Genomic DNA, 24,399 nt, shown 5'->3' on the forward strand with positions numbered 1-24,399 from the left:
CGTCGACCCCCGCCCCGCTGCCGTCCTCAGACTGCCTGCGCCTCCCACGTGAAGGTGCCCGCCGCGGTCCCGCCCTGGACGGTCTCCGGCGCCGTGGTCGACAGCGTCCAGCTGATCCGGTACACCCGGACCTCGCCGGGCGTCCCGCTGGTGGCCCAGGACCCCAGGCCGGTGGCCCAGGTCGTGGCCGGGAAGGCCGAGAGCGCACCGGACCACAGCACCCCCTGCTGGGTGAACCCGGCACAGTTGCCGAAGGACCCACCCGTCCCCCAGCTGACGCTCGCGTTCAGGTGCGCGGACAACCCGTTGGTCGCGGTCAGACCCGTGACGTACAGCCGTACGGTCGCCGGCAGCGTGCCGGTGGCGGTGACCGCGACGCACTGCGCACCGGAGGACCCCGGCTTCAGGCCGGCGGCCGAGAACAGGGCGGCCCCACTGTCGTCGTCGGCCAGGGACACCGTGCCGGCGGCCCAGCTGTCCCCGGCATCGGCGGTGGTGGCCGACCACGTCGCGTACGAGCCGTGCCAGACCACGGCCATCGACGCGACCACTGCGACGAACGCGGCGACCAGGACGCCGAGCGCACGCGAGGGACGCGGGCCGGCGGTCGGCATCGGGACAGCCAGGACGAGGTCATGCGGGACTGCGGGCACGTCTCCACTCCGGGTAACAGGTCAGCCACTGTGGATGACGATCTGCACCTTACGAGACAATCTGCTCAACTCAGGACATCTCGGCCGCGGATCACCCGGGCGGGTGGTCCCGATCAGCCGGCGAGCCGGCGGACCGCGTCGCGGACGACCATGTCGACGACGTCGTCGCCGAGCGGGCTGTGGGCGACGAAGGCCAGGTGGACCACCGGACCGACGACCAGCGCGAACTGGGCCGCGCTCACCGAGCACCCCCAGGGCGCGAGCTGGTCGTTCAGCGCGACCCGGCGCTGCTCGATGACGTCCCGGAGCACGGCCGCCACGTCCTCGTCGGTGGCGGCGGTCGCGATGAGCATGGCGTAGGCGCCGTGGACCGACCGGTCGGTGAACGCGGCAGCCAGCGAGCGCACGTAGTCCCGGACCACGGCCTCGACGTCCGCCGCCGGCTCCTCCGGGACGGTGGCCACCCGGCGGCGGACCATGTCCGCGACCAGGTTCTCGGGGGTGGGCCAGTAGCGGTACAACGTCTGCCGGCTGACCCTGGCCCGGGCGGAGAGCGCGGTGTGGGTGAGCGCTGCCGGACCGCCCTCCGCGAGCAGGGCGCGCGCGGTCTGCAGGACGTGCTGCCGGGTCCGCTGGACGCGGGGGTCCTCGTCGTCGGCGCCGTGGTCCTGGTCGGACCACCGGCTGAACGGATCGGGCACGGGGACTCCAGGACTCGGCGGAGCCCCGACTCTACGGAGGTGCCCCTCCCTGGTCAGCCGGCCGGCACCGTGTCGTCCAGCGGCTGCTCCGACCACGGGACGGCGTCGAGCATCTCCGGGTCCAGCACGGCCGGGACGACGCCCGGGGCGACGGCCTGGTGCCGGTAGCCGACGAACCGACCGCCGTCGGCCCACAGCAGGACCTGGCCCACCGGCACGCCGGCCTCGTCGACGAGGAAGCCGCGGACCGGCAGCGGGACCAGCTCCGCCCGGTGCCGGCGCGTGAGCACCGAGCGGGTCGGCAGGCCGTCCACCTGCCCCACCAGGTCCCGCACCCGTGCGCCGGCGAGCTGTGCGGCCAGTCCGGTGCCGCCGCCGGGCAGGACGGCGAGCATCCGGTGGACCACGGCCCGCTCGACCCCGCTGAGCGCACGCTCCCCCGACCCGGCCGGGATGCCGTCCTCGACCGGGTGCTGCGTGGTCTGCTGCACGCCGACCCCCCTCCGCCGCCCGCGGCGTCCTGGCCGGGGCATCCGGCGCTCGGGACCAGGATCGGACACGACCGGCGCGATGTGGAGAGGAACGGGTGAAGTCGGGACCAAGGTCCCGGGACGGCTGGTGCCCGTGCGCCGCGGGTCGGGCCCTCCGCCCGGACCCGACGTCCCTCCGGCAACGGGCGCGGGCCGGGGCGGGCCGGAGGGCGACGTCGGCCGGCGCCGGGTCAGCCCGGGCGCGCGGTGCCGGCCGCGTCGGCGGGGGTGGGCCGGCAGACCAGCACCGGGCAGGGCGCCGAGTGCTGCACCCGCGCGGCGGTGGTGCCCAGCAGGATGGTGGCGGTCAGCCCGCGGCCGCCCGAGGCCAGCGAGATGAGGCCGGCGCCGACCTCCTCCGCGGCCCGGATGATCTCCGCGGCCGGTGAGCCGCTGCGCACCTGCCGGTGGACCGTCGGGCCCCAGCCGTCGAACACCGCGGCGACGACGTCGACCGCCGCCGCGGCGTCGGCCTGGAAGCTGATGTCGGTCGGCTCCGTGGTGCGGCGCCCGGGCAGCTCGTTGGCGAAGGGCACCGCCGCGTACGGGCTCACCACGGCGACCACGGTGACCTCGGTGACCTCGCGGCCGTCGGCGATCCGCTGGAACTGCCCGGCCGCGGCCAGCGAGGCCTGCGACCCGTCGGTGGCCACGATGACGTGCACGCTCACACCCTCCCGTCGGTCCCGGCGGCGACCGGCGGTGGCCGGCGCCCCTTGCTCACGTGCTCGGCGAGGTACAGGACCACGCCGAGGGCCAGCAGCCCGGCCACCCACAGCAGCGCCCCGGGGTCGTCGTAGACGGTGTAGACCAGCACGACCACGTTGCCGACGATGCCCAGGACCAGCAGCGGGGTGTTCGCCCGGTAGGTGTCCGGGGTCTCGTCGCGCCCCCGCAGCCGGAGGCAGGCGACGATGACCAGCGCGTAGATGAACAGCAGGAACACCACGGTGATCGTGGCCAGCCGGTCGACGACGTCGAGCTCGGAGCCGGTGAGCTGGATGACCGCGCCGATCAGCAGCAGCGAGCCGACCACCGCGGCGCCGAACAGCAGCGCCACGTGCGGGCTGCGGCGGGTGGGGTGGACCCTGGCGAAGACCCCGGGGACGACGTCCTCCCGGGCCATGCCGTAGAGGATCCGGGACTGGGCGACGACGGTCACGAGCGCGGTGTTGCTGATCGCGACCATGGCGATGAGGCCGAAGAGGACCAGCATCACGCTCACCGGGACCGGCAGCAGGTCGGCCCGGATCACCTCCAGCAGCGTGTTGTCCGCCAGCGTCTCCATCGGGACCGCCAGCGCCGCGGCGATCGACACCAGCACGTACACCGTGCCCGCGGTGACCATGCCGCCGATCAGCGCCCGCGGGAAGGCCCGCGACGGGTCGATCGTCTCCTCGGCCACGTTGGCCGCGTTCTCGAACCCGGTCATGGCGAAGAAGGCCAGCGAGACGCCGGACACCACGGCGATCGCCTTGCTGCCCTCGCCGCTGAACTCGACGAGCACCGCGGGGTCGGAGACGCCCTGGACCAGCGCGATGACGCCGATGACCATGATGATCACCAGGCCGCTGAGCTCGATGAACGTCAGGACGACGTTGAGCCCGACCGACTCGCTGATCCCGATCAGGTTGATCGTCGTGATCACGGCGATGAAGGCCAGCCCGATCAGCAGGGTCGGCACCACGGCGTCCTCGGACATCCCCACGACGCCGGCGAAGTAGCGGACGAAGCCCGAGGCCAGCGACCCGACGGCGGCCATGTTGGCCGACAGCATGCAGATCGTGACGAAGAAGGTGAGGACCGGACGCCGGAACGCCTTGTTGACGTACAGCGAGGCGCCGGCGGCCTGCGGGTACTTGGTCACCAGCTCGGCGTAGGCCAGCCCCGTGACGGCGGCGACCGCGACCCCGGCCAGGAACGCCATCCAGAACGCCCCGCCGACGGCCGCGGCCACCAGGCCGATCAGGACGTAGATGCCCGAGCCGAGGACGTCGCCGACCACGTAGAAGTACAGCTGCCTGCCCGTGATCGAGCGCTTGAGCTCCTGGCGCTCGGCGCTCCCCGGTGCGGCGGACGTCGTCATGCCGGCCGACGCTACGGCCAGGCGGTGACGAGCACGTGTCGATCACGCGCGCGATATCGCACGGCCGGGCACCGGGTCGTCCCGGTGCCCGGCCGCTGCGGTCAGTTGCTGGCGTCGCCGTAGTGGAAGGTGGTCGTGCACCCGCCGTCGACCGGCACGATCGAGCCGGTCATGAACGAGGACGCGTCGGAGGCGAGGAACAGCGCCACCGCGGCGACCTCCGCCGGCTGCGCCTGGCGCCCCAGCGGCTGCCGGGCGGCGGCCCGCTCGCGCACCGCCGTCGCCGCGGCGAACTGCTCCTCGCTCAGCGTCGGCCCCCGGCGGCCCAGGCCGGTGTCGATGTAGCCCGGGCAGATGGCGTTGACCCGGATCCCGTCGGGTCCGTAGTCGACGGCGAGCTGGCGGGTGAGGTTGACGATCGCGCCCTTGGACGCGCAGTAGGCCGGGGCCTTCGGTGCGCCGACCAGGCCGTAGGTCGAGGCGATGTTGACGATCCGCCCGTCGCCGGCGGCCAGGAAGTGCGGGAGGGCGTACTTGGTGCACAGGAACGTCCCGCCCAGGTTGACCGCGACCACGCGGTCGAAGTCCGCGGGCTCCACCTCGTGCAGCCGCAGCTGCGCACCGCCCCCGCCGGCGTTGTTGACCAGGACGTCGAGCCCGCCGAAACGGTCGACGGCGGCGGCGATGAGTGCGGCGGCCTGCTCGGGCACCGCGACGTCCGCGGCCACGAACACCGCCGACCCGCCGGCCTCGGTGATCTCGGCGACGGTGCGCTCCCCGTCCTCGACGAGCACGTCGGAGACGACCACGTGCGCGCCGGCCGCCGCCAGGGCCGAGGCGATCGCCCGGCCGATCCCGTTGCCCGAGCCGGTGACCACGGCGGTCTTCCCATCGAGGCGTGTCATGTGCGGGTGCTCCAGTCGGACGAGGGTCGGTTGGTGCCCGCATCCAACACGGCCCCGCCGGTCACCGGGTCAGCAGCTCCCGGACGTTCCGGATCACCAGGTCGGGGTCCTGCTCGGCCATGAAGTGACCGGCCGCCGCGGTCCGGTGCACCAGGTCCGGCGCCCACGCGCGCCACAGCGCGGCGGCGTCGAAGCCCAGGGCGCTCCCCCAGTCCTGCTGCAGCACCGCCACCGGCATGGCCAGCCGCCGTCCGGCGTCCCGGTCGGCGCGGTCGTGCTCGACGTCGATGCCGGCGCTGGCCCGGTAGTCGGCCACGATCGAGGGCACCCGCTCCCGGCTGGCCCGCAGGTACTCCGCGCGCACGTCGGCGGGGAACAGGTCCTCGCTCCCCCAGGCGTCGAGGAACGAGCCGAAGAACTGGTCCGCGGTGGCGGCGATCATGGCCTCGGGCAGGCCCGGCGGCTGGGCCATCAGGTACAGGTGCCAGGCGACCGCGGCCGGCAGCCCGTGCAGGATGTCCCAGGAGTCCAGGGTGGGCAGCACGTCGAGGGAGCCGAGGTGGGTGACGACGTCGGGGTGGTCCAGCCCCGCGCGGACGGCGACCAGCGCGCCCCGGTCGTGCCCGACGAGGGCGAACCGCTCGTGCCCGAGCTCCCGGGCCAGGGCGACGACGTCGGCGGCCATCGTGCGGGCGCTGTAGGTGTCCGGACCGTCGGCGGGCGGGGCGTCGCTGTCGCCGTAGCCGCGCAGGTCGGGGCAGATGACGGTGCGCCCGGTGGCCAGCGCCGGGGCGACGTGCCGCCACATGAGGTGCGTCTGCGGGAAGCCGTGCAGCAGGACGAGCGCGGGCCCGCTGCCGAGCACCGCCGCGGAGAGGTGGACGCCGCCGGCGACGGGGACGCGCCGGGTGGTGGAGCCGGGGATCTGGGGTGTCATGCCGCCACCCTGCGGCGGCCCGATGAGCGATCGATGAGCACGCCGTGAGCCCGACCGTGGGCGTGCTGGGCCCGGTCACCGCCTGGGCCGACGGCGCGCCGGTGGCCCTGGGTGGCCCCCGGCACCGCGAGCTGCTCGCCCGGCTGGCGGTGGCGCAGGGCCGCGTCGTCCCCGTCGGCCTGCTCGTCGACGCCCTCTGGGAGCGGCCTCCGGACGGCGCGGTGGCCGCCGTCCGCACGTTCGTGGCGGCGCTGCGCCGCGCGCTGGAACCCGACCGCCTCCCGCGGACCCCCGCCCGGGTGCTGGTCACCGAGGGGCCGGGGTACGCGCTGCGGGCGGCCACCGACGCCGCGGCGTTCACCGCCGCCGTCGAGCGGGCCGCCGGGCTGCCCCCGGCCGCGGCCCTGCCGCTGCTCGAGGACGCCCTCACCGGCTGGCGCGGTCCGGCGTACGCCGACGTCGCCGACCGGCCGTGGGCGCGACCGGAGCGCGCCCGGCTGGCCGAGCTGCACGGCACCGCCGTCGAGCGCGCCGCCGCCGCCCGGCTGGAGCTGGGGCGGGCCGCCGAGGCCGTGCCCGACCTGGACGCCCACGTCACCGCGCACCCCTGGCGCGAGGAGGGCTGGCGACTGCTGGCGCTGGCCCTCTACCGGTCGGGACGGCGACCCGATGCGCTGGCCGTGCTGCGCCGGGCCCGCGCCCGGCTGGCCGGCGAGCTCGGCCTGGACCCGGGCCCGCAGCTGGCCGCGCTGGAGCGCGACGTGCTGCGGCAGGCACCGGCGCTCGAGCCGGCCGACGACCCGCTGACCCGGGCCACCGCCTCCTGGGGGCGCGCGGCCGGCCCGCGCGCCCGGCTGGAGGCCACCGTCGGCCTGCTGCGCGGCCTGTCGCGCACCGGCGCCGAGGGGCTGGCCGCGGCCCGCGAGCAGCGGCTGGCCACCATCGCGGCCGCCGAGGAGCTCGGGGACCCGCTGCTGACCGCCCGCGTGGTCGGCGACCTCGACGTCCCCGGTGTGTGGACCACCTCCGACGACCCGGAGCAGGCCGCCGCGGTGGTCGCCGCCGCCGAGCGGGCGCTGCCGGCGACCGGCCCCGACGCCGTCCGGGTGCGGCTGCTGACCACCGTGGCGGTCGAGTGGCGCGGGCTGCCCGGCCCGCGCGGCGCCGCGGCGGCCCGGGAGGCCGAGGAGCTGGCCCGGGAGCTCGGCGACCCGGCGCTGCTGGCCGGGGCGCTGGGCGCCCGTACGCTGCAGGTGTTCGACCGCTGCGGCCGTGCGCCCGACCGCGACGCGCTGGGCGCCGAGCTGGTGAAGCTGGCCGGCCGGCACGGCCTGACCGACGCCCTGGTGCTCGGCCACCTGGTGCGGATGCAGGCCCGCAGCGCCCTGGGCGACCTCGCCGGGGCCGGGCGGCACGCCGACCTGGTCGACGGGCTGGCCCAGGCGCACGACCGGCCGCTGGTCGGCGTCTTCACCGGCGGCTGGCGGGCGCTGCGCGCCGCGGTCGAGGACCGGCCCGACGCCGAGGAGCAGCTCCGGACGGCGGCCCGGCTGCGGCAGGACTCGGGGATGCCCGGGGTGACCGACGGGCTGCTGCCGCTGACCCTGGCCTGCCGGGCGGTCGCGCGCGGCGAGCCGGTGACCCCCACGGGGCCGGCCGGGCCGTACGCGCCCTGGCTGGAGCCGCACCACCGGCTGGCCGCCGGGGAGCCCGCGGCGGTGTCCGCGCTGCCGGACCCGCCGCCCGGCCTGCTCCTGGAGGCGCTGTGGGTCCTGGCCGGTACCGCCGCGCGGGCCGTGGGCGACACCGCGGTGCTCGCCCGGGCCCGCGAGGCGCTGGCCCCCGCGGCCGGTGAGCTCGCCGGTGCGGGCAGCGGCATGCTCACCGCCGGCCCGGTCGCCGACCACCTCGCCGCGTGGGGGGCACCGCCCCGGTGACGACCGGCGGCGCGCTCAGGTGCGCGGCGCGCGGCCGGCCGGCTGGGTCGGCTCGGGCAGCAGCGGGTCGGGGTCCCGCAGCGGCACCCGTAGGGGCCCGTCGGCCGTCACCGACCGCCGCTCGCCGTCCACGACGACCGTCACCGGCCCGTCGCCGCGCACCAGCGTGACCGTGCTGCCCGCGCGCGTGGTCTCGACGCGCAGCAGCGCGCCGCGCCAGGTGACCGACCAGGCGGTGCGGGTGAGCGCGGCCGGGAGCAGCGGGGCGATCTCCAGCTCCTCGTGGTCCTCGCGGAGCCCGCCGAGGCCGGCGACGAAGGCCAGCCACGCGCCGGCCACCGAGGCCAGGTGCAGGCCCTCGTGGGTGTCGCCCCGCACGTCGCGCAGGTCGACCAGCGCGCACTCGCGCAGGTAGCGCAACGCCAGGTCGGGGTGCTGGGCCTGGGCGCACACCACCGCCTGCACGGCGGCCGACAGCGAGGAGTCCCGGACGGTGCGCGCCTCGTAGTAGTCGAGGTCGCGCGCCACCTCCTCGGCGGTGAACTCGTCCCGGCACCACCACAGCGCCTGTACGAGGTCGGCCTGCTTGAGCACCTGCCGCCGGTAGAACCGGGCGTAGTGGTGGTGGGCCTGGATCGGGTAGTCGTCGCCCTCGTCCTCGAACGGCCAGTCCGCGTAGGCGGTGAAGTTGTCGTTCATCGGGTGCACGCGCAGGCCCTCGTCCCACGGGACGCAGACCGCGTCGGCCGCGGCCTCCCAGGCGGCCGTCTCGGCAGCCTCCACCCCCAGGTCCCGCGCCTGGGGCTCCTGCCGCCGGCAGGCGTCCGCCGCGCGCCGGAGGTTGGCCCGGGCCATCAGGTTGGTGAAGACGTTGTCGTCGACGACGCCGGTGTACTCGTCGGGGCCCGTCACGCCGAACAGGTGCCAGGCACCGGCCGCGTCGTAGTGGCCGAGCGAGGTCCACGCCCGCGCGGTCTCCACCAGCACCTCCAGGCCCCCGACCGACGCCGGGTCCGCGCCGGTGGCGTTCTCGTACAGCCAGAACGCGCGGGCGATGTCGGCGTTGACGTGCAGCGCGGCCGTGCTCGCCGGCCAGTACGCGGAGACCTCGGGCCCGCTGATGGTCCGCCAGGCGAACACCGCCCCGTCCACGCCGAGCGTCCCGGCGCGGTCCCGGGCCGAGGGCAGCGTCCCCGCCCGCCACCGCAGCAGCCGCGCCGCCGCGTCCGGGTACAGCAACGTGAGCGTCGGCAGCACGAACCCCTCGACGTCCCAGAACGTGTGGCCGCTGTAGCCCATGCCGGTCAGCCCCTTGGCGCCGACGGGGGCACCGGAGATGCAGACGGCCGAGCAGAACACCTGGAAGACGTCGTAGCGGAGCGCCTGCTGCAGCTCCCGGTCGCCGTCGACCTCGACGTCCGCCGTGGCCCACAGCTCGTCGAGCACCCGGCGCTGGGCGGCGAGCAGGCCCTCCCAGCCGAGGTCGGCCGCGGAGACCACGGCCGCCGACGCCTCGCCGGCGACGGAGTCCGCGCCGGCGTCGTACGACCAGCTGTACCCGACGAACTTGACCACCCCCAGGCTCTCCCCGGCGGCCAGGTCGGCGGCCACCGTGGTGACGACCCGGTGCGGGTCGACGTGCACGGTCACCCGCCCGTGCTCGACCTGGTGGTCCACCGCGGCGGCGAGGGTGATGCCCGAGCGCCGCGTGCGGGACCCGAGCGAGCCCCCGGTGGCGGTGCGGGTGGACAGCAGCGGTTCGAAGGCCCGGTCCAGGGCGTCGGCGACCCGCGGGTCGTCGTTCTCCACGCCCGTCGGCGTGGCCTCCCCACCGGCGAGCTCGGACCGCACGACGACGTGCGCCTCCCCGTCGACGGCGCGGACCTCGTACCGCACGGCGCAGATCGAGCGCTCGGCCAGGGAGACCAGCCGCCGCGAGGTCACCTCCATCGTGGTGCCCGACGGCGTCCGCCAGCGCACCCGGCGGTCGAGGGTCCCGGCCCGCAGGTCCAGCGTGCGCTCGTGGACCTCCGGGGCGACCTCGCGCACGTCGAGCGGGACCCCGTCGACCAGCAGGCGCAACGGCGTGCCGTCGTGGACGGTGACCAGCGCCTGCCCCTCATCGGGGTGCCCGAAGCCGCCCTCGGGGTAGGACAGCGGGTGGGTCTCGTGGACCCCGGACAGGTAGGTGCCCCGCATGCCGAAGGGCTCCACCTCGTCCAGCGTCCCGCGGATCCCGAGGTAGCCGTTCGAGAGGGTGAAGACGGACTCGCTCACGGGCAGCGCCCGGAGGTCGACGCGCGGCTCGCGGACGAGCCAGGGGTCGACGTCCAGTGTCGGGGCGGTCACGGCGGTCCTCCGCGTCGTCGGCCGGACCGGGGGTGTCCCGGTCCGCCGTCCGTCCTACCGGGCGGCACGCCCGGACGCGATCCGGGACGACGGCCCCGGGACCCGGGTCACCGCGCCGCACGGGACGGACCGTGCTCCTCGAGCCAGTCCAGCACCGCCGACCGGGTGGCCGCGGAGAGCCGGTGCCAGTCGGCCAGCGGCATACGCGGCACCCCGGCGGCGCGGCAGGCGGCGGCCAGCGCCCCGGCCGGCGTCTCGGGGTCCCAGGCCGGGTCGAACACGACCGCCGGGCGACCGGCCACCGTGGCGAGCAGGTCGGCCACCGTGTAGCCGGGGCGGGTCCGCAGCAGCGGCTCGCCGCAGCTGGGGGCGACCAGCGCCGCGCCGGCCACCGGCACCTCGCCGGGCCCCGCGCCCCGGGCGAGCAGGTGCAGCGCCACCAGCGCCCCGGTGCCGTAGGCCGCGAGCCACACCCGGTCGTGCCCGGTCACCGCCGCCGCGACGGTGGCGACGGCGGCCGCGTCGGCGGTCATCCGGCCCAGCGGCGAGCACCCCGGCCCGGGCCGCTCCCCGTACCGTGCACCGCTGCCCACCGGGTCGGCGCAGGCGACCGCCCAGCCCGCCGCGGCCAGCTGCGCGGGCAGCGGCTCGGCCTGCTCGTAGCCGGCCTGCCACCCGGTCGCCGCGCACGGCGGGCCCAGCCACAGCACCAGCCCCCGGCCGTCCCCGCCGCCGGGCGGGCGCAGCACGGTGACCGGCACGCCGTCCGCCGTCCGCAGCTCCTGGTCCGCCGCGCGGGGCGCCGGCACCACGGAGCGCCGGGCGCGACCGAGGGCGACCCGGACCGCGGCGCGCAGCTCCGCGCCGCGGACCGGCCGCGGGCCGGGGCGCACCCGGTCGGCCGGCCAGGGCACCGGGACCGTCACCGGGGGCCGGGACGACGGGCGGCGGGGCGGGCCGCCGAGCACCGACTGCGCCCAGTCCAGCTGGGCGGCCACCGCCGCCTCGTCGGCCCGGTGCCCACCCGGCCGCAGCGCCAGCTCGAGCGCGTCGGCCCGGCCCAGCAGGGCGAAGGCCTCCCGTGCGGCGTCGACCGCGGCGCGGGCGGCCGGGACGCGCTCGACCGGGTCGGCCACGGCCACCGACACGAACACCGGCCGGGGCGCGGCGAGCGCGAGCAGCTCGTGGGCGTCGGTGGGCAGCCGGTGCTCGCGCCCGGCGAACCAGCGCAGCCGCGGGTGGTACCAGCCCGGGTAGTGCCGGGTGAGCAGCTCGACCCCCTCGCCGAAGTGCCGGTCGGTGCACAGCCGGGCCGGGATCGCGCCGAGCACGCCGCTGGAGCTGGACACCACCGCCGCGAACCGGTCGTCGGTGGCGGCGGCCAGCAGGGCGGTCTTGCCGTTGCGGCTGTGCCCGCCGACCAGCACCCGGCGGGTGTCCACCCCGGGCTGGTCGGCCAGCGCGTCGAGCACCCGGGACAGCGCCCACGCCCGCCAGGCCAGCCGCCCGGCGACCACCGCGGGGAACGCCCGGTCCACGGCCTCGGTGTCGTCGTCGCCGTCGGCGGCCGACACCAGGCAGGCGCCCCACCCGCGGGCCAGCGCCGCCTCGGCCCAGGGTCCGTGGCTGGACTGCAGCAGGTACACCGGCACGTCCCGCCGCACCCCTGCCGCGGGCACCGGCAGCAGCAGCCGCGCCCGCACCGACCAGCCGTCCCCGACCACGAGCTCCCGCACCTCGACGCCACCGGCCGACGTCCCCGCGGCGACCCGGACCGGCGTGCGGCGCGGAACCGGCGGGGTCGTCCCGGTCAGCCACCGGCGCCAGCGGGCGCGCAGCACCGCCCGCCGCGCCGGCCACGCCGCGACCCCGGCCGCCCCCGTCGGCAGGCCCTCCACCGGGGACCACAGACCGGTGCGCGCCGGCAGCCGGGCGAAGTCCGGCGCCAGCCCGCCGTCGGCGGCCCGCCACGCCTCGAACGGCCCGCAGGGCGGCAGCGCCCCGGACAGCTCCGCGGTGTAGCGGCGCCGGCGGGCCGCGGCCGAGCGCCCGTCGAGCCGGCTGCCCGGCAGCGTCTGCGTCATGCACCGGCACGGTAGGACGGCCGGTGCGCGCGTGGGTGTCACCCGTGTTGCGTCCGTGCTGCGCGGGGCCGGGCGGGCGGGCACAGTGGCGAGGTGCGCGTGCTGCTGGTGATGACCGACGTGGACTGGTACGAGGACGCCGGCTACGCGGACGCGTGGGTGCGGGCCCTGGAGGCCGAGGGCGCCGAGGTCGAGCGGCTGGCCCGGGTGCCCGCGGACTGGCCCGTCACCGGCCCTCCCCCGGGCCGCTACGACCTGGCCATCGCGCACGTGCTGGTCGAGGAGGTCGTCGCCTACGCGCCGACCTTCGCCCTGGCGGTCCTGCTCGAGGCCGCCGGCGTCCCGCTGCTCAACCCGGTCACCTCGCTGGTCGCCTCGGCCGACAAGCTCGTCACCCACGCGGTGTGGGCCGCCGCCGGGGTGCCGCAACCGGCCGCCTGGGACCTGGCGGAGCTGACGGCGTGGCCCGCGCCCGGCAGCCGGCTGGTGCTCAAGCCCGCCCTGGGCGACGGGGCGCGGTACATCGAGCTGGTCGGCGACCTGGACGCCGCGCGCCGGGTCGAGGCGGGCTGGCGGGACGACGAGGCGGCCGGCGGGCACCGGCGGGGCGCCTCGCTGCTGCAGGAGTGGGTGCGCGAGCCTGCCTGCGCGCGCGTCTTCGCCACCCCCACCACCACCTCGCTGGTGTACGAGAAGGACCGGGAGGCCGGTGCCCTGGTCACCCACGGGACCGTCTACCCCCGCGTGTACGAGGCGTCGCCGGAGCTGGCGGCGCTGGCGAGCCGGATGGTCGCCACGCTGGGCGGCGGGCTGATGGGCGTCGACGTGCTGATCGAGCCGGGTGGCCGGCTGCTCGCCCTGGAGGCCAACGCGCCCTTCGGCTTCGACGTCACCGACCCCCAGCAGGGCCGCTGGGTCGCCCGCGCCGCCCTGGCCGCGGCCCGGCGTGCCGCCGCGGTGGCGGCGTGAGCGGCACGTCCCTCGACGAGGCGCTGCTGCCCGGCGGCGGCGACCGCCCGCACGCGGCCGCGACGCTGCAGGCGGTCCGCGCCTCCGGGCCCGCCGCGCTGGCCGCCGACGTCGCCCGGGCCGCGGCCGACCTCGGCCTGGAGCACGGCCCGGCCGGCGAGGCCCACCCCTTCACCGTCGACCCGGTGCCGCGGGTGCTCGAGCACCGCGAGTGGTCCGGGATCGCCGCCGGCGTCGACCAGCGGCTGCGGGCGCTGGAGGCGTTCGTCGCCGACGTCCACGGACCGCGCGAGGCGGTCCGCGCCGGCGTCGTCCCGGCCGCGGTGGTCGACACCAACCGCTACGTCCACCCCGGTCTCCCCACCCCGCGGCGCTGGATCGGGATGGCCGGGCCCGACCTGGTCCGCGGCGCCGACGGGGAGTTCGTCGTCCTGGAGGACAACGTCCGGACGCCGTCGCTGCTGGCCTACGCGCTGGCCGCCCGCGACCTGGTGGCACCGCGGCTGGGCGTGCAGCCCGGCCCCGCCCCGGTGCGCGAGGCCGCCGCCGCGGCGATGCGCCGGATGCTCGCCGACGCCACCGACGTCGCCGACCCGGTGGTGGCCGTGCTCGGCGACGGGCCGCGCAGCGCGGTGTCCTGGGAGATCGACCGGTTCGGCGAGCTGGTCGGGGCCCCGGTCGTGCTGCCCGCGCAGCTCACCCCCCGCGGCGCGGACCTGCTGCTGCCCGACGGCCGGCGGGTCGACCTGCTGTGGCGGCGTACCAGCGAGGAGCGGCTGACCGACGACGACGGCCGGCCCAACGACCTGGGCGAGCTGCTGCTGCCGGCCCTGCGCGCGGGCACGGTCACCGTGGTCAACGCCTTCGGCACCGGCGTGGCCGACGACAAGCGCACCTTCCCCTACGTCGAGGACCTGGTGCGCCACTTCCTGGGCGAGGAGCCGCTGCTGCGGTCCCAGCCCGCCTACGACCTCGGTGACCCCGACGCCCTCCGGGCGGTGCTCGACCGGCTGGCCGAGCTGGTGCTCAAGCCGCGGTCGGGCTCGGGCGGCTGGGGCGTCCTGATCGGCCCGCGCGCCACCGCCGAGCAGCTCGACCGCGCCCGCACCGCCGTCCTGGCCGCCCCCGGGGAGTGGATCGCCCAGGAGCCGGTCGCGCTGTCGACCCACCCCACCGTCGTCGGCGGCGCGCTCGCGCCGCGGCACGTCGACTACCGGCCCTACGCCTTCTGCACCGACGCCGGGACCGTCGTCCTGCCCGGTGGCCTCACCCGGTTCTCCCTCGCCGCGGGCGACCTGGTGGTCAACGCCTCCCAGGGCGGCGGCGCCAAGGACACCTGGGTCCCGGGCTGAGGACGCCGGCGCCGGCGATGGCGGAGGATGGGCCCGTGCTCTCCGTTGCGACAGCCCGCGCCCTGCACGAGGCGGGGCTGCCGTGGACCCCGGCCCGCGGTGACAGCTTCGTGGTCGTCGACCGGGACATGGACGACGAGGTGTTCGTGCTGTCGGACATGACCGTCGAGGTGCACGAGTTCCCCGGCGGCCCGGTCATCGGCTTCAACGGCACCACCGAGTGGGCGCTGGACTCGGTCGAGAAGTCCGACACGCTGTGGGTCCCCGCCGAGCACCAGCTGCGCGAGCTGCTCGGCGAGGCGTTCGCCGGGCTCGCGCCGACCGGCGACGGCTACCGGGTCACGTTGCGGGTCGCCGGCGTGACCACCGGGTTCAACGGCCCCGAGCCGGCCGAGGCCTACGCCGCGGCGCTGCTGCACCTGCTGCGCGGCTGAGCGATGCCCGCCCACGGGGACGGCGGACAGGCGGGGGGCCGGTCGCGGCCGTAGCGTGACCAGCGCCACGCTCACACGCACCACGGGGAGAGTCCGATTACCGCGTCCGAGGGCCGAGCGCCCACTGCGTATCGCACGTCCACCGGCGACGGGGGGCGCGACGACGGCGGTGGACTGACCGGCTCCGTCGTCGTCGTCGCCCTGGTGTCGGCCATCTCCGGCCTGCTCTACGGCTACGACACCGGGATCATCTCCGGCGCGCTGCTGCAGATCAGCGAGGAGTTCCAGATCGGCAGCGGCTGGGAGCAGGTGATCGCCGCCTCGATCCTGGCCGGCGCGGTCATCGGCGCCCTGGTGTGCAGCCGGCTCAGCCAGCGGTTCGGCCGGAAGAGGACGCTGCTCATCGTCGGTGTCGTCTTCGTGCTCGGCTCGCTCGGCGCCTCGCTGGCACCCGACCCGGAGCTGCTGTCCGCGGCCCGCGTCGTCCTCGGGTTCGCCGTGGGCGGGGCCACCCAGACCGCGCCGACCTACGTGGCCGAGCTGGCCCCGAGCCGCTACCGCGGCCGGCTGGTGCTGTTCTTCCAGATCGCCATCGGCGTCGGCATCCTCATCGCCACCATCATCGGGGCGACCGAGGGCGTCGACTGGCGGGTGTCGATCGGTGCGGCCGTCGTGCCCAGCGCGCTGATGTTCGCCCTCATGCTGCGGCTGCCCGACAGCCCGCGCTGGCTGCTCAAGGCCGGCCGCGAGGACGACGCCCGGCAGGCGCTCGAGCGGGTCCGCCCGCAGGGCCACGACGTGTCCGGGGAGCTGCACGAGGTCCAGCAGCTGGTGCAGGCCGAGTCCAGCGCGCGCACCAGCGGCTGGCGGGGGCTGCGGGAGGGCTGGGTGCGCCCGGCGCTGGTCGTCGGGTGCGGCCTGGCGGTGTTCACCCAGCTGTCCGGGATCGAGATGATCGTCTACTACTCGCCGACGATCCTCACCGACAACGGCTTCTCCGACAGCGCGGCGCTGCGCGTCTCGGTCGCCCTGGGCGCCACCTACCTGGTCACCCAGCTGATCGGGCTGGCGATCATCGACCGGGTGGGCCGCCGGCGGCTGACCCTGCTCACCCTGCCCGGCGCCGCGCTGGCACTGATCGTGCTGGGCACCTTCTTCGTGACCGGCAACAGCGGCGAGGCGCAGGTGCCCTACATCATCGCCACGCTGATCGCGTTCATGGCCTTCACCGCCGGCGGCATCCAGCTCATGGGCTGGCTCACCGGCTCGGAGATCTACCCGCTGGCCACCCGCGAGGCCGGCGCCGCGGCGCAGTCGGCGTCGCTGTGGGGCACCAACCTGCTGATCACGCTGACGCTGCTGAGCATCATCGACACGATCGGCACCGGGCAGACCTTCTGGCTGTACGCGGCGTTCAACATCGCCGGGTTCGTCTTCCTCTACCGGCGGATGCCCGAGCTCACCGGCCGCAGCCTGGAGCAGATCGAGCAGAAGCTGTCCGACGGGCAGTTCCGGCCCGCCGACTTCGCCGGGTCCCGCTAGGCACCGCCCCGTACGAGCGCCCCCGCTCCGGACGTCGTCCGGGCGGGGGCGCTCGTGCGTGCCGGGCCCTCAGGCCGCGTGCTCGGCCAGCACGCCGGTGCGGTGGCGCTGCCGCAGCAGGTAGTAGGCCAGGCCCGTCCCGGCGATCGCGCCGATGAACACGAACGCGGCCCACTGCAGGTACCAGTGGTGCGGCTCGGTGGCGTTGTAGACCTCGCGCCGCGGCCAGGCCAGGTTCAGCGCCATCCCGCCGCCCCACAGCACGGCCAGCACGTTGACCGGCAGGCCCCAGCGGCCCAGCGAGAACCGCCGGGCGCCGTCCGGCCCGTCCGACCCGTCCGGCAGCGGCCACCGGCCGCGCAGCCGGCTGACCAGCATGGGCACCGTGACCAGCAGGTAGGCCACGTAGATCATCACCACCGCGATGCTGGTGACCGCGGTGAACACCTGCGGCTGCCGCACGTTGAGCACCAGGATCGCGATCGACAGCACCCCGATGAGGACGGCGGGCACCACCGGCGTGCGGCGCCTCGGGTCGACCCGGGCCAGCCGCGCCGCGAAGGGCAGGTTGTTGTCCCGCGCCATCGCGAACATCATCCGGATCGTGGCGGTGTGCACCGCCAGGCAGCACACGGTGATGGCCACGACGATGCAGACCAGGAACGCCTTGCCCAGCCCGCCCCCGGCCGCCGACAGCAGCACGTACTGCAGCCCGCCGGTGGACGAGGACAGCTGCGGGTCGCCGAGGTCCTCGACCGACATCAGGCCGAACAGCAGGATGAGCCCGCCCAGCAGGAACGAGGCGGTGATCGCCCGGATGATCGCCCGCGGCGCGGTGCGGCGGGCGTCGATCGTCTCCTCGCCCATGGAGCTGGCGGTGTCGAAGCCGTACATGACGTAGCCCGAGGCCAGCGCGGCGACCAGGAAGGCCCCCAGGTAGCCCAGCTGCTGTCCCTCGCCGCGGCCGGCGGTCTCGGTGAGCACCTCGGCGGGCCCGCGGGTGGCGTGCACCGCCAGGATCACGATGATCAGCACGGCCGCGACCAGCTCGATGAAGACGCCGACGCTGTTGATCCGCGCCATCAGCCTCACGCCGAAGGCGTTGACCAGGGTGGTGAAGAGGATCAGCACGCTGCCCAGCACGATGGCGTTGACCGCGACGTCGTAGGTGCCGGTGCCGTCGCCCACCACCTGGAAGCCCGACCACAACTGCGGCAGCGTGATCTGATAGGCCAGCACCGTCGCCGAGAGCGTGACGATCGAGGCAGTGAGCATCATCCAGCCGGCCATCCAGGCCGTCGTCCGGCTGCCCAGCCGCTTGGTCCAGTTGTAGAGCGAGCCGGCGATCGGGTAGCGCGCGGCCAGCTCGGCGAAGCAGAGCGCCACCATCAGCTGGCCGGCGAACACGATCGGCCAGGACCAGGCGTAGGCCGGGCCGCCGGCGCCGAACCCGAAGTAGAAGAGCTGGAAGGTGCCGGTCAGGATCGAGATGTAGCTGACCCCGGCGGCGAAGCTGGCGAACCGGCCGATCCGGCGGTCGAGCTGCTGGGTGTAGCCGAAGTCGGTGAGCGAGGCGTCGCCGTGCTGGGTCGTGGTGTCCACGGGCGCTCCCCGTCTCGGAGGTCGATCGGTCGCGTCACTCTGCCCCGTCCGGGGCACGGTTGCCACTCGCACCGGTCCCGCCGCCGCGGCGCGACACGGCGGGACGGACGTCGTGCGGCCGGGCAGCCGCGGACGTGGAAAGGTCATGCAGCGACGGCGCCCAGTGGGCTGCCGTCCTCCCACTCCCCGACTCCAGAGGTGTTCTCCTTGGGCCGACGCCTGGCAGGCTGGGCGGTGCACGTCTACACCGCGAGCGGTTCCGTGCTCGCGCTGCTCATCGTGCTCGCCGCCATCGACGGCGAGGTGGTCACGGCGCTGTGGATCGGCCTGGTGGCCCTGGTCGTCGACGGCACCGACGGGATGCTCGCCCGCGCCGCCCGCGTGAAGGAGACGATCACCTGGTTCGACGGTGCCCGCCTCGACGACATCGTCGACTACCTCACCTACGTCTTCGCCCCGGTGGTCCTGCTCTGGACGACGGGGGCGCTCCCCGACGGCCTGCCCGGGTACGCGCTGGCCGCCCTGCCGCTGATGGCCTCCTGCTACCAGTTCTGCCGGGCGGACGCCAAGACCGAGGACCACGCGTTCCTGGGCTTCCCCAGCTACTGGAACGTGGTCGCGTTCTACGTCGTCGTGCTGGACCTCGGCCGCGGCACCGTCGCCGCCGTCCTGGTGGTGTGCTCGGTGCTGGTGTTCGTGCCGGTGCACTACCTGTACCCGTCGCGGACCAAGACGCTGCGCGCGGTGAGCCTGGCGCTCACCGCGGTGTGGATCGGCACGTACGCGGTGCTGCTCGTGCAGTACCCGGACGTGAACGCGCTGGTGGTCGCGGTGTCGCTCGGCTACGTCGTCTACTACGTCGCGGTCAGCCTGCGGTTGACCGCGATGGCCCGGCACCGCCGCCGTGCGGCCGGGACGGGCACGCCGGTCGACGCCACCCCCTGACCCGGGCGTGACCGGGGCCCTCCACCGGGGCGCGCGACCCCGGGCTGCGCCGGGATGGACGAGGACGTCCTCCCGCGTCCTCGTCCCGGTGCAGGCCTGGCGCGGCGGGCAGCTCGTGCCCTGCCGGACGGCGCGTCACCGGGCGGTGCTGGGCGCCCTGCTGGTCGCCGCCGGTCAGGACGACGTCGCGCCCGCCCGGTCGACCGTCGTCGATGTGTTGTGGCCGTGCCGCCGCCCATCCGGGCGCGGGAACCGGGGCACGACGGCGGGACGTTCCTCTCCCGAGCCCGCAGGAGGTCGACGTGTCCCGCTCCCCCGGCGCCGGTCCCGGCCCGCGCCCCCGCCCGACCGGCCGGACCGCGCGCGCCCTGGTGTGGCCGCTGGCGGTGGCCTGGCTGGGGCTGCAGTGGCTCGGCCGCGCCGGCCTCTGGCTGCTCGCCACCGTCGACGCCGGCACGGCGGCCCTGGCCCGCGGGGCCGGGCACGCGCTCCGGGCGACGCTGCGGGCGCTGGGGCCGCTGGGCCGGGGACTGCGGTGGCTGCTGGACCCGCCGCTGCGCGGGCTGCGCCGGGTCTGGACCTGGCTCGGCCGGCGGGTGCTCCTGGCCATGGCCCGCGGGCTGGGGCGGGTGGGTCGCTGGCTGGTGCGGCGCACCCGGCCGGTGGTGACGGCGGCCCGGGAGCGGGCCCGCCGGGTGGCGGTCCGGCTCGCGCCGGCGGTGCGCCGGCTGCGGGTGGCGTCCGCGGTGGTCGAGCGGGCCGCCGCCCGGCTGGGGCGGGCGCTGACCCGCGCGCTGGCACCGCTCCGCCGCCGGGTCCGGTCGGCCGGGGCCTCGATCGCCGCCCGGCTGCGCGCCCTCGGGATCACCGGGGAGCCGCCGGGAGGACAGCAGGAGGACGCCCCGGGCGCCGTCCCGGAGCCCTCCGTCCTCGGCGGCGCCCGGCGGTGACGGCCGCAGCCCGTCGACCCCCAGCAGGGTGCCGGTCCGCCGCCGGGCACAGCCGGACGCCGCCGGCTGCCGGACTCACAGACCGAGGCGGGCGGACGCCGGGGCGGCCCAGCGACTGCTGGCGTCGTAGCCGCGCAGCGTGGTCACCGACGCCCACCGGCCGGTGCGGGCCAGCTCCCGCTCGCTGACACCGGCCTTGTAGCCCTCGGTGGCGAAGGACCGGCGCAGGCTGTGCGGGCTCAGCCCCTCCAGCGGGACGCCGGCGCGCTCGGCGGCCCGGTGCAGGACCAGCCGCACCGAGGACCGCGCCATCCGCGTCGCGCCGATCCGGGGCGCCGCTCCCCGGCCGACGCTGCGGAACAGCGGCCCGGACTCCAGCCCGGCCGCCGCCACCCAGGCCTGCAGGGCGCGCACCGGGCAGGTCTGCGCCCGCACGCCGGGGGCCAGCGCCAGCACCTCGCCGGCGCCCTCCTGGTCGGTCTTGGAGAACCGGACGGTGACGTCGAGGCCGCCGTGCCCGGCCGGGGCGAGGTCGGCGACGTCGAGCCCGCAGGCGTCCGAGGCGCGCAACCCGAGCGCGAAGGAGACCAGGATCAGCGCCCGGTCGCGCGCCCCGGCGACCCCCTCGGGCAGGTCCTCGACGAGCGGGCGGATGGTCGGGGTGTCCAGCGCCCGGGCCTTCTTCGGACGCCGCCCGCCGCGGGCCGCCGCCCGGCGGATGCCGCGCAGCACCTCCCGGGTGCCGGGGTGCTCCGAGGGGCTGGGGTGCCCGGCCTCCCGGTGGGCGTGGCCGATGCCCGACAGCCGGCGGGCGACGGTGCGCGGGCTCGCGCCGGCGTCGCTCAGCGCGGCCAGGTAGGCGGCCACCGCCGCGTCGGCGGCCGGCAGCGGCGAGAAGCCCCGCTGCGTCGCCCACGTCGACCAGGACCGGAAGTCCGCCTCGTAGGCCCGCCGCGTCGACTCGGCCTTGGCCGCGTCGAGGTAGCGACCCACGGACTCGACATCGCCGGGCAGCACGAGCCCCCCGTCGCGGGGCTGGGCGCCCACCGGGGTCGCCGGGACGACGTCCCGGACGCTCCCGCTCGCTGTCTGCGCGCCCGATGAGGAGGACTCCATAACAGTTGATTATGGAGTGTTGCCTGCTACTGCGCGGGCCGGGTCCGTCGACCGTGTCGCCGTCCGTTCGTTCGTGCAAACGAGCACCAACGCACGAACGGTGGCAGCCTTGGCGGGATGACGGCGACTGAGGCGATCTGCGCGTTCCCCGACTGCTCCCTGCCGGTGGCGCCACCGCCGCCCACCGGGGGCCGGTCGTCCTACTGCGCGCGCCCGGACCACAACCGCACGACCGCCTTCGCCGCCCGCCGCGCTGCGGCCGCAGCCCGGGCCGTGACCCGAGGGGAGCCGGCGACCGTCTCGCCGGCCGGCCGCACGGTCGACACGCTCACCGAGGTCGCCGACCGGCTGCGCGACACCCTGGCCGGGATCGCCGAGCAGGTCGACCGCGCCCGCGAGGCGCTCACCCACGCGGCGGACGCCGAGCTCCTGGAGGTCGAGCGGGCGGCCGTGCGCTCGGACGCCCGCCGCGAGATCGCCGAGGCCGAGCAGCGCGCCACCCTCGCCGACCGGGTGCGGGTGGTCGCCGAACGGGCGACCCGGGACGCCCTCGAGGCCGCCGCACGCGCCGACGCCGAGGCGGCCACCGCCCGCGCGGAGGCGACCACCGCCCGCGCCCAGGCCGACGCCGCCCGGGAGGCCACCGCCGTCGCGCAGGAGGCAGCCCGCGAGGCACGCGCCGAGGCCGACACCGCCCGCACCGCCGCCGCCGAGGCCGACACCGCCCGCCAGGACGCCGGGCACGCCCGGGACGCCGCCCTGGCCGACGCCACCGCAGCCCGGGCGGAGACGGCCCGGGCGGCCGAGGCGCGGGACCGCGCGCTCACCGACGCCGCGACCGCGCAGGACCGGACGACGGCGGCGGAGGCCGACCGCGACCGCGCCCAGGCGACCGAGCGCGCGGCGCGCGCGCAGGCCGACGCGGCCCGGGCCGACGCCGACGCGGCCCGGGCCGAGGCCGCGCAGGCGGCGGGCCGCGCCGAGCTGGCGGAGACGAGCGCGCGACTGCAGGTCACCGCCGCCGAAGGCCGGGTCGAGTCAGCGGTCTCCCGGGCCGACGCCGCCGTCGCGCGGGCCGCCGCCGCAGCGGAGGCGCTGCGGGCGCAGGAGGTCCGCGCCGAGCGGGCCGAGCGCAGCGCCGAGGAGAGCCGGCAGGACCGCCTACGGGCGGAGGAGTCCCGCGACCGGTCGCTCGCCGAGGCGGAGGCCGCCCGCGCCGCCCTGGCCGACGCGACCCGCGCACCCGACCGCGGCGCGGCGTCACCCGCCGGGGACGACCCGCACCGACCTGAGGGCGGTCAGCCGGGCCGCCGCTCCCCCACCTCGACCACGTCGTAGGTGTGCCCGGCCGCCCGCAGCCGCTCGACCAGCACCCCGCCCAGCGCCGTGGCCGGGGTGAGCGACCCGGCCCGGTCGGGCAGCCGGTCGCCGTCCAGGACGAGCGCGAGCGCGCTCTGCCCGAGCATCACGGCGGTGGCCGCGTACCCCGGGTCGCCCCGGCCGGCGACGGTCGCCCGATAGGCGCGGCCGCTCTCGGTGCCGGCGTCCACGGTCATCCGCCACCAGCCCCTCTCCCGGGTCGCCGCGCTCGGGCCGGTGCCCGGGGCCGGCAGCAGGCGGTCGAGCACCCCGCGGGCCGGTGCGAAGGACAGCGCACCGAACGCCCCGGCCAGCGCCGCGGTCGCGCCGAGGGCGACCGCGGCGCCGGCCGGCCCGCGGCCGGTGCCCATGACCTCGCCGTAGCTGAACCCGCGCCCGTACCGCCAGCCCTGCAACGCGTTGCTGCGCCGCACGATGCGGCTGTTGAACGACGCCATCACGAACGGGGCGGTCCACCGGCCGTCGGCGGTGCGGGCCGGCGGGGCGGCGTCCCGGGGCTGGGGCGTGTCCGGCTCGGCGGCCCGGTCGGGGCTCAGCGCGAACGGGTCGGCGAGCAGCCGGCGCAGCGACCGGTCGCGCCCGGCGGCCTCGAGCTGGGTCCGCGCGGAGTCGATCGTGCCGCCGCTGAACCCGCCGCGGGCCGTGGCCACCAGCCGGACGTCGCGCAGCGCCCCGGCACCGTCGGCGGCCGCGCGCTCGGCCAGCAGCAGCGTGCCGAGGTCGGAGGGGATCGAGTCGTACCCGCAGGCGTGCACGATCCGGGCGCCGGTCTCCCGGGCGACGGCGTCCACGCGGTCGACGGCCTGCCGGACGAACAGCACCTCACCGGTGAGGTCGGCGTAGTGCGTCCCGGCGCGGGCGCAGGCCTCGACCAGCGGGAGTCCGTGGCGCAGGTACGGGCCGACCGTGCTGACCAGCACCCGGGTCGACCCGGCGAGGGCGGCCAGCGTGGCGGCGTCGCCGGAGTCGGCCTCCAGCACCGGCCAGTCCCGCGCCGGGCCGGGCAGCTCGCGCCGCACCGCCTCGAGCCGGTCCCGGGACCGCCCGGCCAGCGCGATCCGGGTGCCCGGGGGCGCCGCCTCGGCCAGGGAAGCGGCCAGCAGCCGGCCGACGAAGCCGGTGGCGCCGTAGAGGACCAGGTCGTGCGGGCGGGCGTCGGTCATCCGGTCATCCTGCCGCCGCTGCCGCTCCCCCGCGGCCCGAGCCGGTGCTGCCCGTGCCGGTCCGGCAAGGATGCTCGCGCGTGGGCCCGGCGCCGGGTCATCGTCGGAGCTCATCCGCGGACAGGGAGCAGCACCGATGACGCACGGCTTCGACAGCGACTACTGGGACCAGCACTGGCAGGACCGGGCCGGCGGCCCCGGGTCGATGGCCGGGGCGCCGCCCCACCCCTACCTGGCCCGCGAGCTCGCCGGCCTCGTGCCCGGCACGGCCCTGGACGCCGGCTGCGGCGCGGGTGCGGAGGCGCTGTGGCTGGCCGAGCACGGCTGGCAGGTGACGGCCGCCGACATCTCGGCCGCCGCGCTGGCCCGGGCCGCCGTGCGCGCCGCCGCGAGCGCGGCCGGCGACCGCGTGCGCTGGGTCGAGGCCGACCTCGGCGTCTGGGAGCCGGACACCGCCTTCGACCTGGTCACCACCCACTACGCCCACCCGGCCGGTCCGCAGCTGGCCTTCTACGACCGCCTCGCCTCCTGGGTCGCGCCCGGCGGCACCCTGCTCGTCGTCGGCCACCGGCACACCCACGGACACGGGGACGGGCCGCCCGCCGAGGCGTCGGTCACCGCCGCCGCCGTCACTGCCCGGCTGGACGACGCCGGGTGGAGGGTCGTGACCGCCGAGGAGCCGCAGCGCACCCTCCCCGGCGGGCACGGCCGCCGTCTGGACGACGTGGTCGTCCGCGCCACCCGGCGCAGCTGACCGGTGGCGC

At 77.0% G+C, this 24,399-nt stretch carries 21 protein-coding genes; 9 read left to right on the forward strand and 12 right to left on the reverse strand.

The features are described 5' to 3' along the window. Window positions 1–26: 26 nt before the first annotated feature. From ACGBYP_RS12255 to ACGBYP_RS12285, 7 genes are all read right to left on the reverse strand, one after another. Window positions 27–614, reverse strand: a complete 588-nt coding sequence (locus ACGBYP_RS12255; protein WP_411584407.1) for a hypothetical protein — start codon at window positions 612–614, stop codon at window positions 27–29. A 152-nt stretch (window positions 615–766) separates the two neighbouring features. Further along, window positions 767–1,354: a TetR/AcrR family transcriptional regulator gene (locus ACGBYP_RS12260; protein WP_411584409.1), complete on the reverse strand. Its 588-nt coding sequence runs from the start codon at window positions 1,352–1,354 to the stop codon at window positions 767–769. A gap of 53 nt (window positions 1,355–1,407) precedes the next feature. After that, window positions 1,408–1,845 (reverse strand): hypothetical protein, encoded by a 438-nt coding sequence (locus ACGBYP_RS12265; RefSeq protein WP_411584411.1) that lies wholly within the window; start codon window positions 1,843–1,845, stop codon window positions 1,408–1,410. 230 nt (window positions 1,846–2,075) lie between these two features. Further along, window positions 2,076–2,549 carry a universal stress protein gene (locus tag ACGBYP_RS12270; protein WP_411584412.1) on the reverse strand — a complete coding sequence of 158 codons (474 nt, stop codon included), beginning with the start codon at window positions 2,547–2,549 and terminating at the stop codon, window positions 2,076–2,078. Between the two features lie 2 nt (window positions 2,550–2,551). Beyond that, entirely contained in the window at window positions 2,552–3,970 is a 1,419-nt protein-coding gene (locus tag ACGBYP_RS12275) for an APC family permease (protein ID WP_411584414.1), read from the reverse strand. 101 nt (window positions 3,971–4,071) lie between these two features. Then, entirely contained in the window at window positions 4,072–4,875 is an 804-nt protein-coding gene (locus ACGBYP_RS12280) for an SDR family NAD(P)-dependent oxidoreductase (RefSeq protein ID WP_411584416.1), read from the reverse strand. A gap of 61 nt (window positions 4,876–4,936) precedes the next feature. Then, complete coding sequence (locus ACGBYP_RS12285; protein ID WP_411584418.1) at window positions 4,937–5,812, reverse strand: alpha/beta fold hydrolase; 876 nt, start codon at window positions 5,810–5,812, stop codon at window positions 4,937–4,939. 44 nt (window positions 5,813–5,856) lie between these two features. Between ACGBYP_RS12285 and ACGBYP_RS12290 the strand changes: the two genes are divergently transcribed. After that, the gene (locus tag ACGBYP_RS12290; protein ID WP_411584420.1) at window positions 5,857–7,749 is read left to right on the forward strand and encodes a BTAD domain-containing putative transcriptional regulator; all 1,893 of its coding nucleotides are present in this window, start codon (window positions 5,857–5,859) and stop codon (window positions 7,747–7,749) included. 15 nt (window positions 7,750–7,764) lie between these two features. On the opposite strand, the gene ACGBYP_RS12295 is transcribed toward ACGBYP_RS12290, so the two are convergent. Together ACGBYP_RS12295 and ACGBYP_RS12300 are read right to left on the reverse strand one after the other, a co-directional pair. Continuing rightward, complete coding sequence (locus ACGBYP_RS12295) at window positions 7,765–10,098, reverse strand: glycoside hydrolase family 65 protein (protein ID WP_411584422.1); 2,334 nt, start codon at window positions 10,096–10,098, stop codon at window positions 7,765–7,767. A gap of 107 nt (window positions 10,099–10,205) precedes the next feature. Continuing rightward, entirely contained in the window at window positions 10,206–12,182 is a 1,977-nt protein-coding gene (locus ACGBYP_RS12300) for a serine aminopeptidase domain-containing protein (protein ID WP_411584424.1), read from the reverse strand. Window positions 12,183–12,275: 93 nt separating this feature from the next. On the opposite strand from ACGBYP_RS12300, the gene ACGBYP_RS12305 reads away from it, so the two are divergent. The 4 genes from ACGBYP_RS12305 (at window position 12,276) to ACGBYP_RS12320 (ending at window position 16,479) form a co-directional block, all read left to right on the forward strand. Further along, entirely contained in the window at window positions 12,276–13,151 is an 876-nt protein-coding gene (locus ACGBYP_RS12305; protein ID WP_411584425.1) for an ATP-grasp domain-containing protein, read from the forward strand. Continuing rightward, window positions 13,148–14,503 carry a circularly permuted type 2 ATP-grasp protein gene (locus ACGBYP_RS12310; protein WP_411584427.1) on the forward strand — a complete coding sequence of 452 codons (1,356 nt, stop codon included), beginning with the start codon at window positions 13,148–13,150 and terminating at the stop codon, window positions 14,501–14,503. Before ACGBYP_RS12305 ends, ACGBYP_RS12310 begins: the two co-directional genes overlap by 4 nt. Window positions 14,504–14,538: 35 nt before the next feature. Then, window positions 14,539–14,937, forward strand: coding sequence for a hypothetical protein (locus tag ACGBYP_RS12315; RefSeq protein WP_411584429.1), 399 nt, complete (start codon window positions 14,539–14,541; stop codon window positions 14,935–14,937). 174 nt (window positions 14,938–15,111) lie between these two features. Next, window positions 15,112–16,479, forward strand: a complete 1,368-nt coding sequence (locus ACGBYP_RS12320; RefSeq protein ID WP_411585227.1) for a sugar porter family MFS transporter — start codon at window positions 15,112–15,114, stop codon at window positions 16,477–16,479. 69 nt (window positions 16,480–16,548) lie between these two features. On the opposite strand, the gene ACGBYP_RS12325 is transcribed toward ACGBYP_RS12320, so the two are convergent. After that, window positions 16,549–18,081 (reverse strand): APC family permease, encoded by a 1,533-nt coding sequence (locus ACGBYP_RS12325; RefSeq protein ID WP_411584431.1) that lies wholly within the window; start codon window positions 18,079–18,081, stop codon window positions 16,549–16,551. 198 nt (window positions 18,082–18,279) lie between these two features. On the opposite strand from ACGBYP_RS12325, the gene ACGBYP_RS12330 reads away from it, so the two are divergent. Then, window positions 18,280–19,026: a CDP-alcohol phosphatidyltransferase family protein gene (locus tag ACGBYP_RS12330; RefSeq protein WP_411584433.1), complete on the forward strand. Its 747-nt coding sequence runs from the start codon at window positions 18,280–18,282 to the stop codon at window positions 19,024–19,026. 302 nt (window positions 19,027–19,328) lie between these two features. Continuing rightward, window positions 19,329–19,976 carry a hypothetical protein gene (locus ACGBYP_RS12335; RefSeq protein WP_411584435.1) on the forward strand — a complete coding sequence of 216 codons (648 nt, stop codon included), beginning with the start codon at window positions 19,329–19,331 and terminating at the stop codon, window positions 19,974–19,976. A 75-nt stretch (window positions 19,977–20,051) separates the two neighbouring features. Here the strand turns inward: ACGBYP_RS12335 and ACGBYP_RS12340 are convergent, their stop codons facing one another. Further along, window positions 20,052–21,092 (reverse strand): site-specific integrase, encoded by a 1,041-nt coding sequence (locus tag ACGBYP_RS12340; protein ID WP_411584437.1) that lies wholly within the window; start codon window positions 21,090–21,092, stop codon window positions 20,052–20,054. 117 nt (window positions 21,093–21,209) lie between these two features. On the opposite strand from ACGBYP_RS12340, the gene ACGBYP_RS12345 reads away from it, so the two are divergent. After that, window positions 21,210–22,430, forward strand: a complete 1,221-nt coding sequence (locus tag ACGBYP_RS12345; protein WP_411584439.1) for a hypothetical protein — start codon at window positions 21,210–21,212, stop codon at window positions 22,428–22,430. On the opposite strand, the gene ACGBYP_RS12350 is transcribed toward ACGBYP_RS12345, so the two are convergent. After that, on the reverse strand, window positions 22,391–23,635 hold the full coding sequence (locus tag ACGBYP_RS12350) for a saccharopine dehydrogenase family protein (protein WP_411584441.1): 1,245 nt from the start codon (window positions 23,633–23,635) through the stop codon (window positions 22,391–22,393). The genes ACGBYP_RS12345 and ACGBYP_RS12350 overlap by 40 nt on opposite strands. Before the next feature lie 136 nt (window positions 23,636–23,771). Between ACGBYP_RS12350 and ACGBYP_RS12355 the strand changes: the two genes are divergently transcribed. Further along, window positions 23,772–24,389: a class I SAM-dependent methyltransferase gene (locus tag ACGBYP_RS12355; protein WP_411584443.1), complete on the forward strand. Its 618-nt coding sequence runs from the start codon at window positions 23,772–23,774 to the stop codon at window positions 24,387–24,389. The last annotated feature ends 10 nt before the right edge of the window (window positions 24,390–24,399 follow it).

Origin of the sequence: Modestobacter sp. SSW1-42, from assembly GCF_046635825.1 — a bacterium.
Taxonomy (GTDB): Bacteria; Actinomycetota; Actinomycetes; order Mycobacteriales; family Geodermatophilaceae; genus Modestobacter.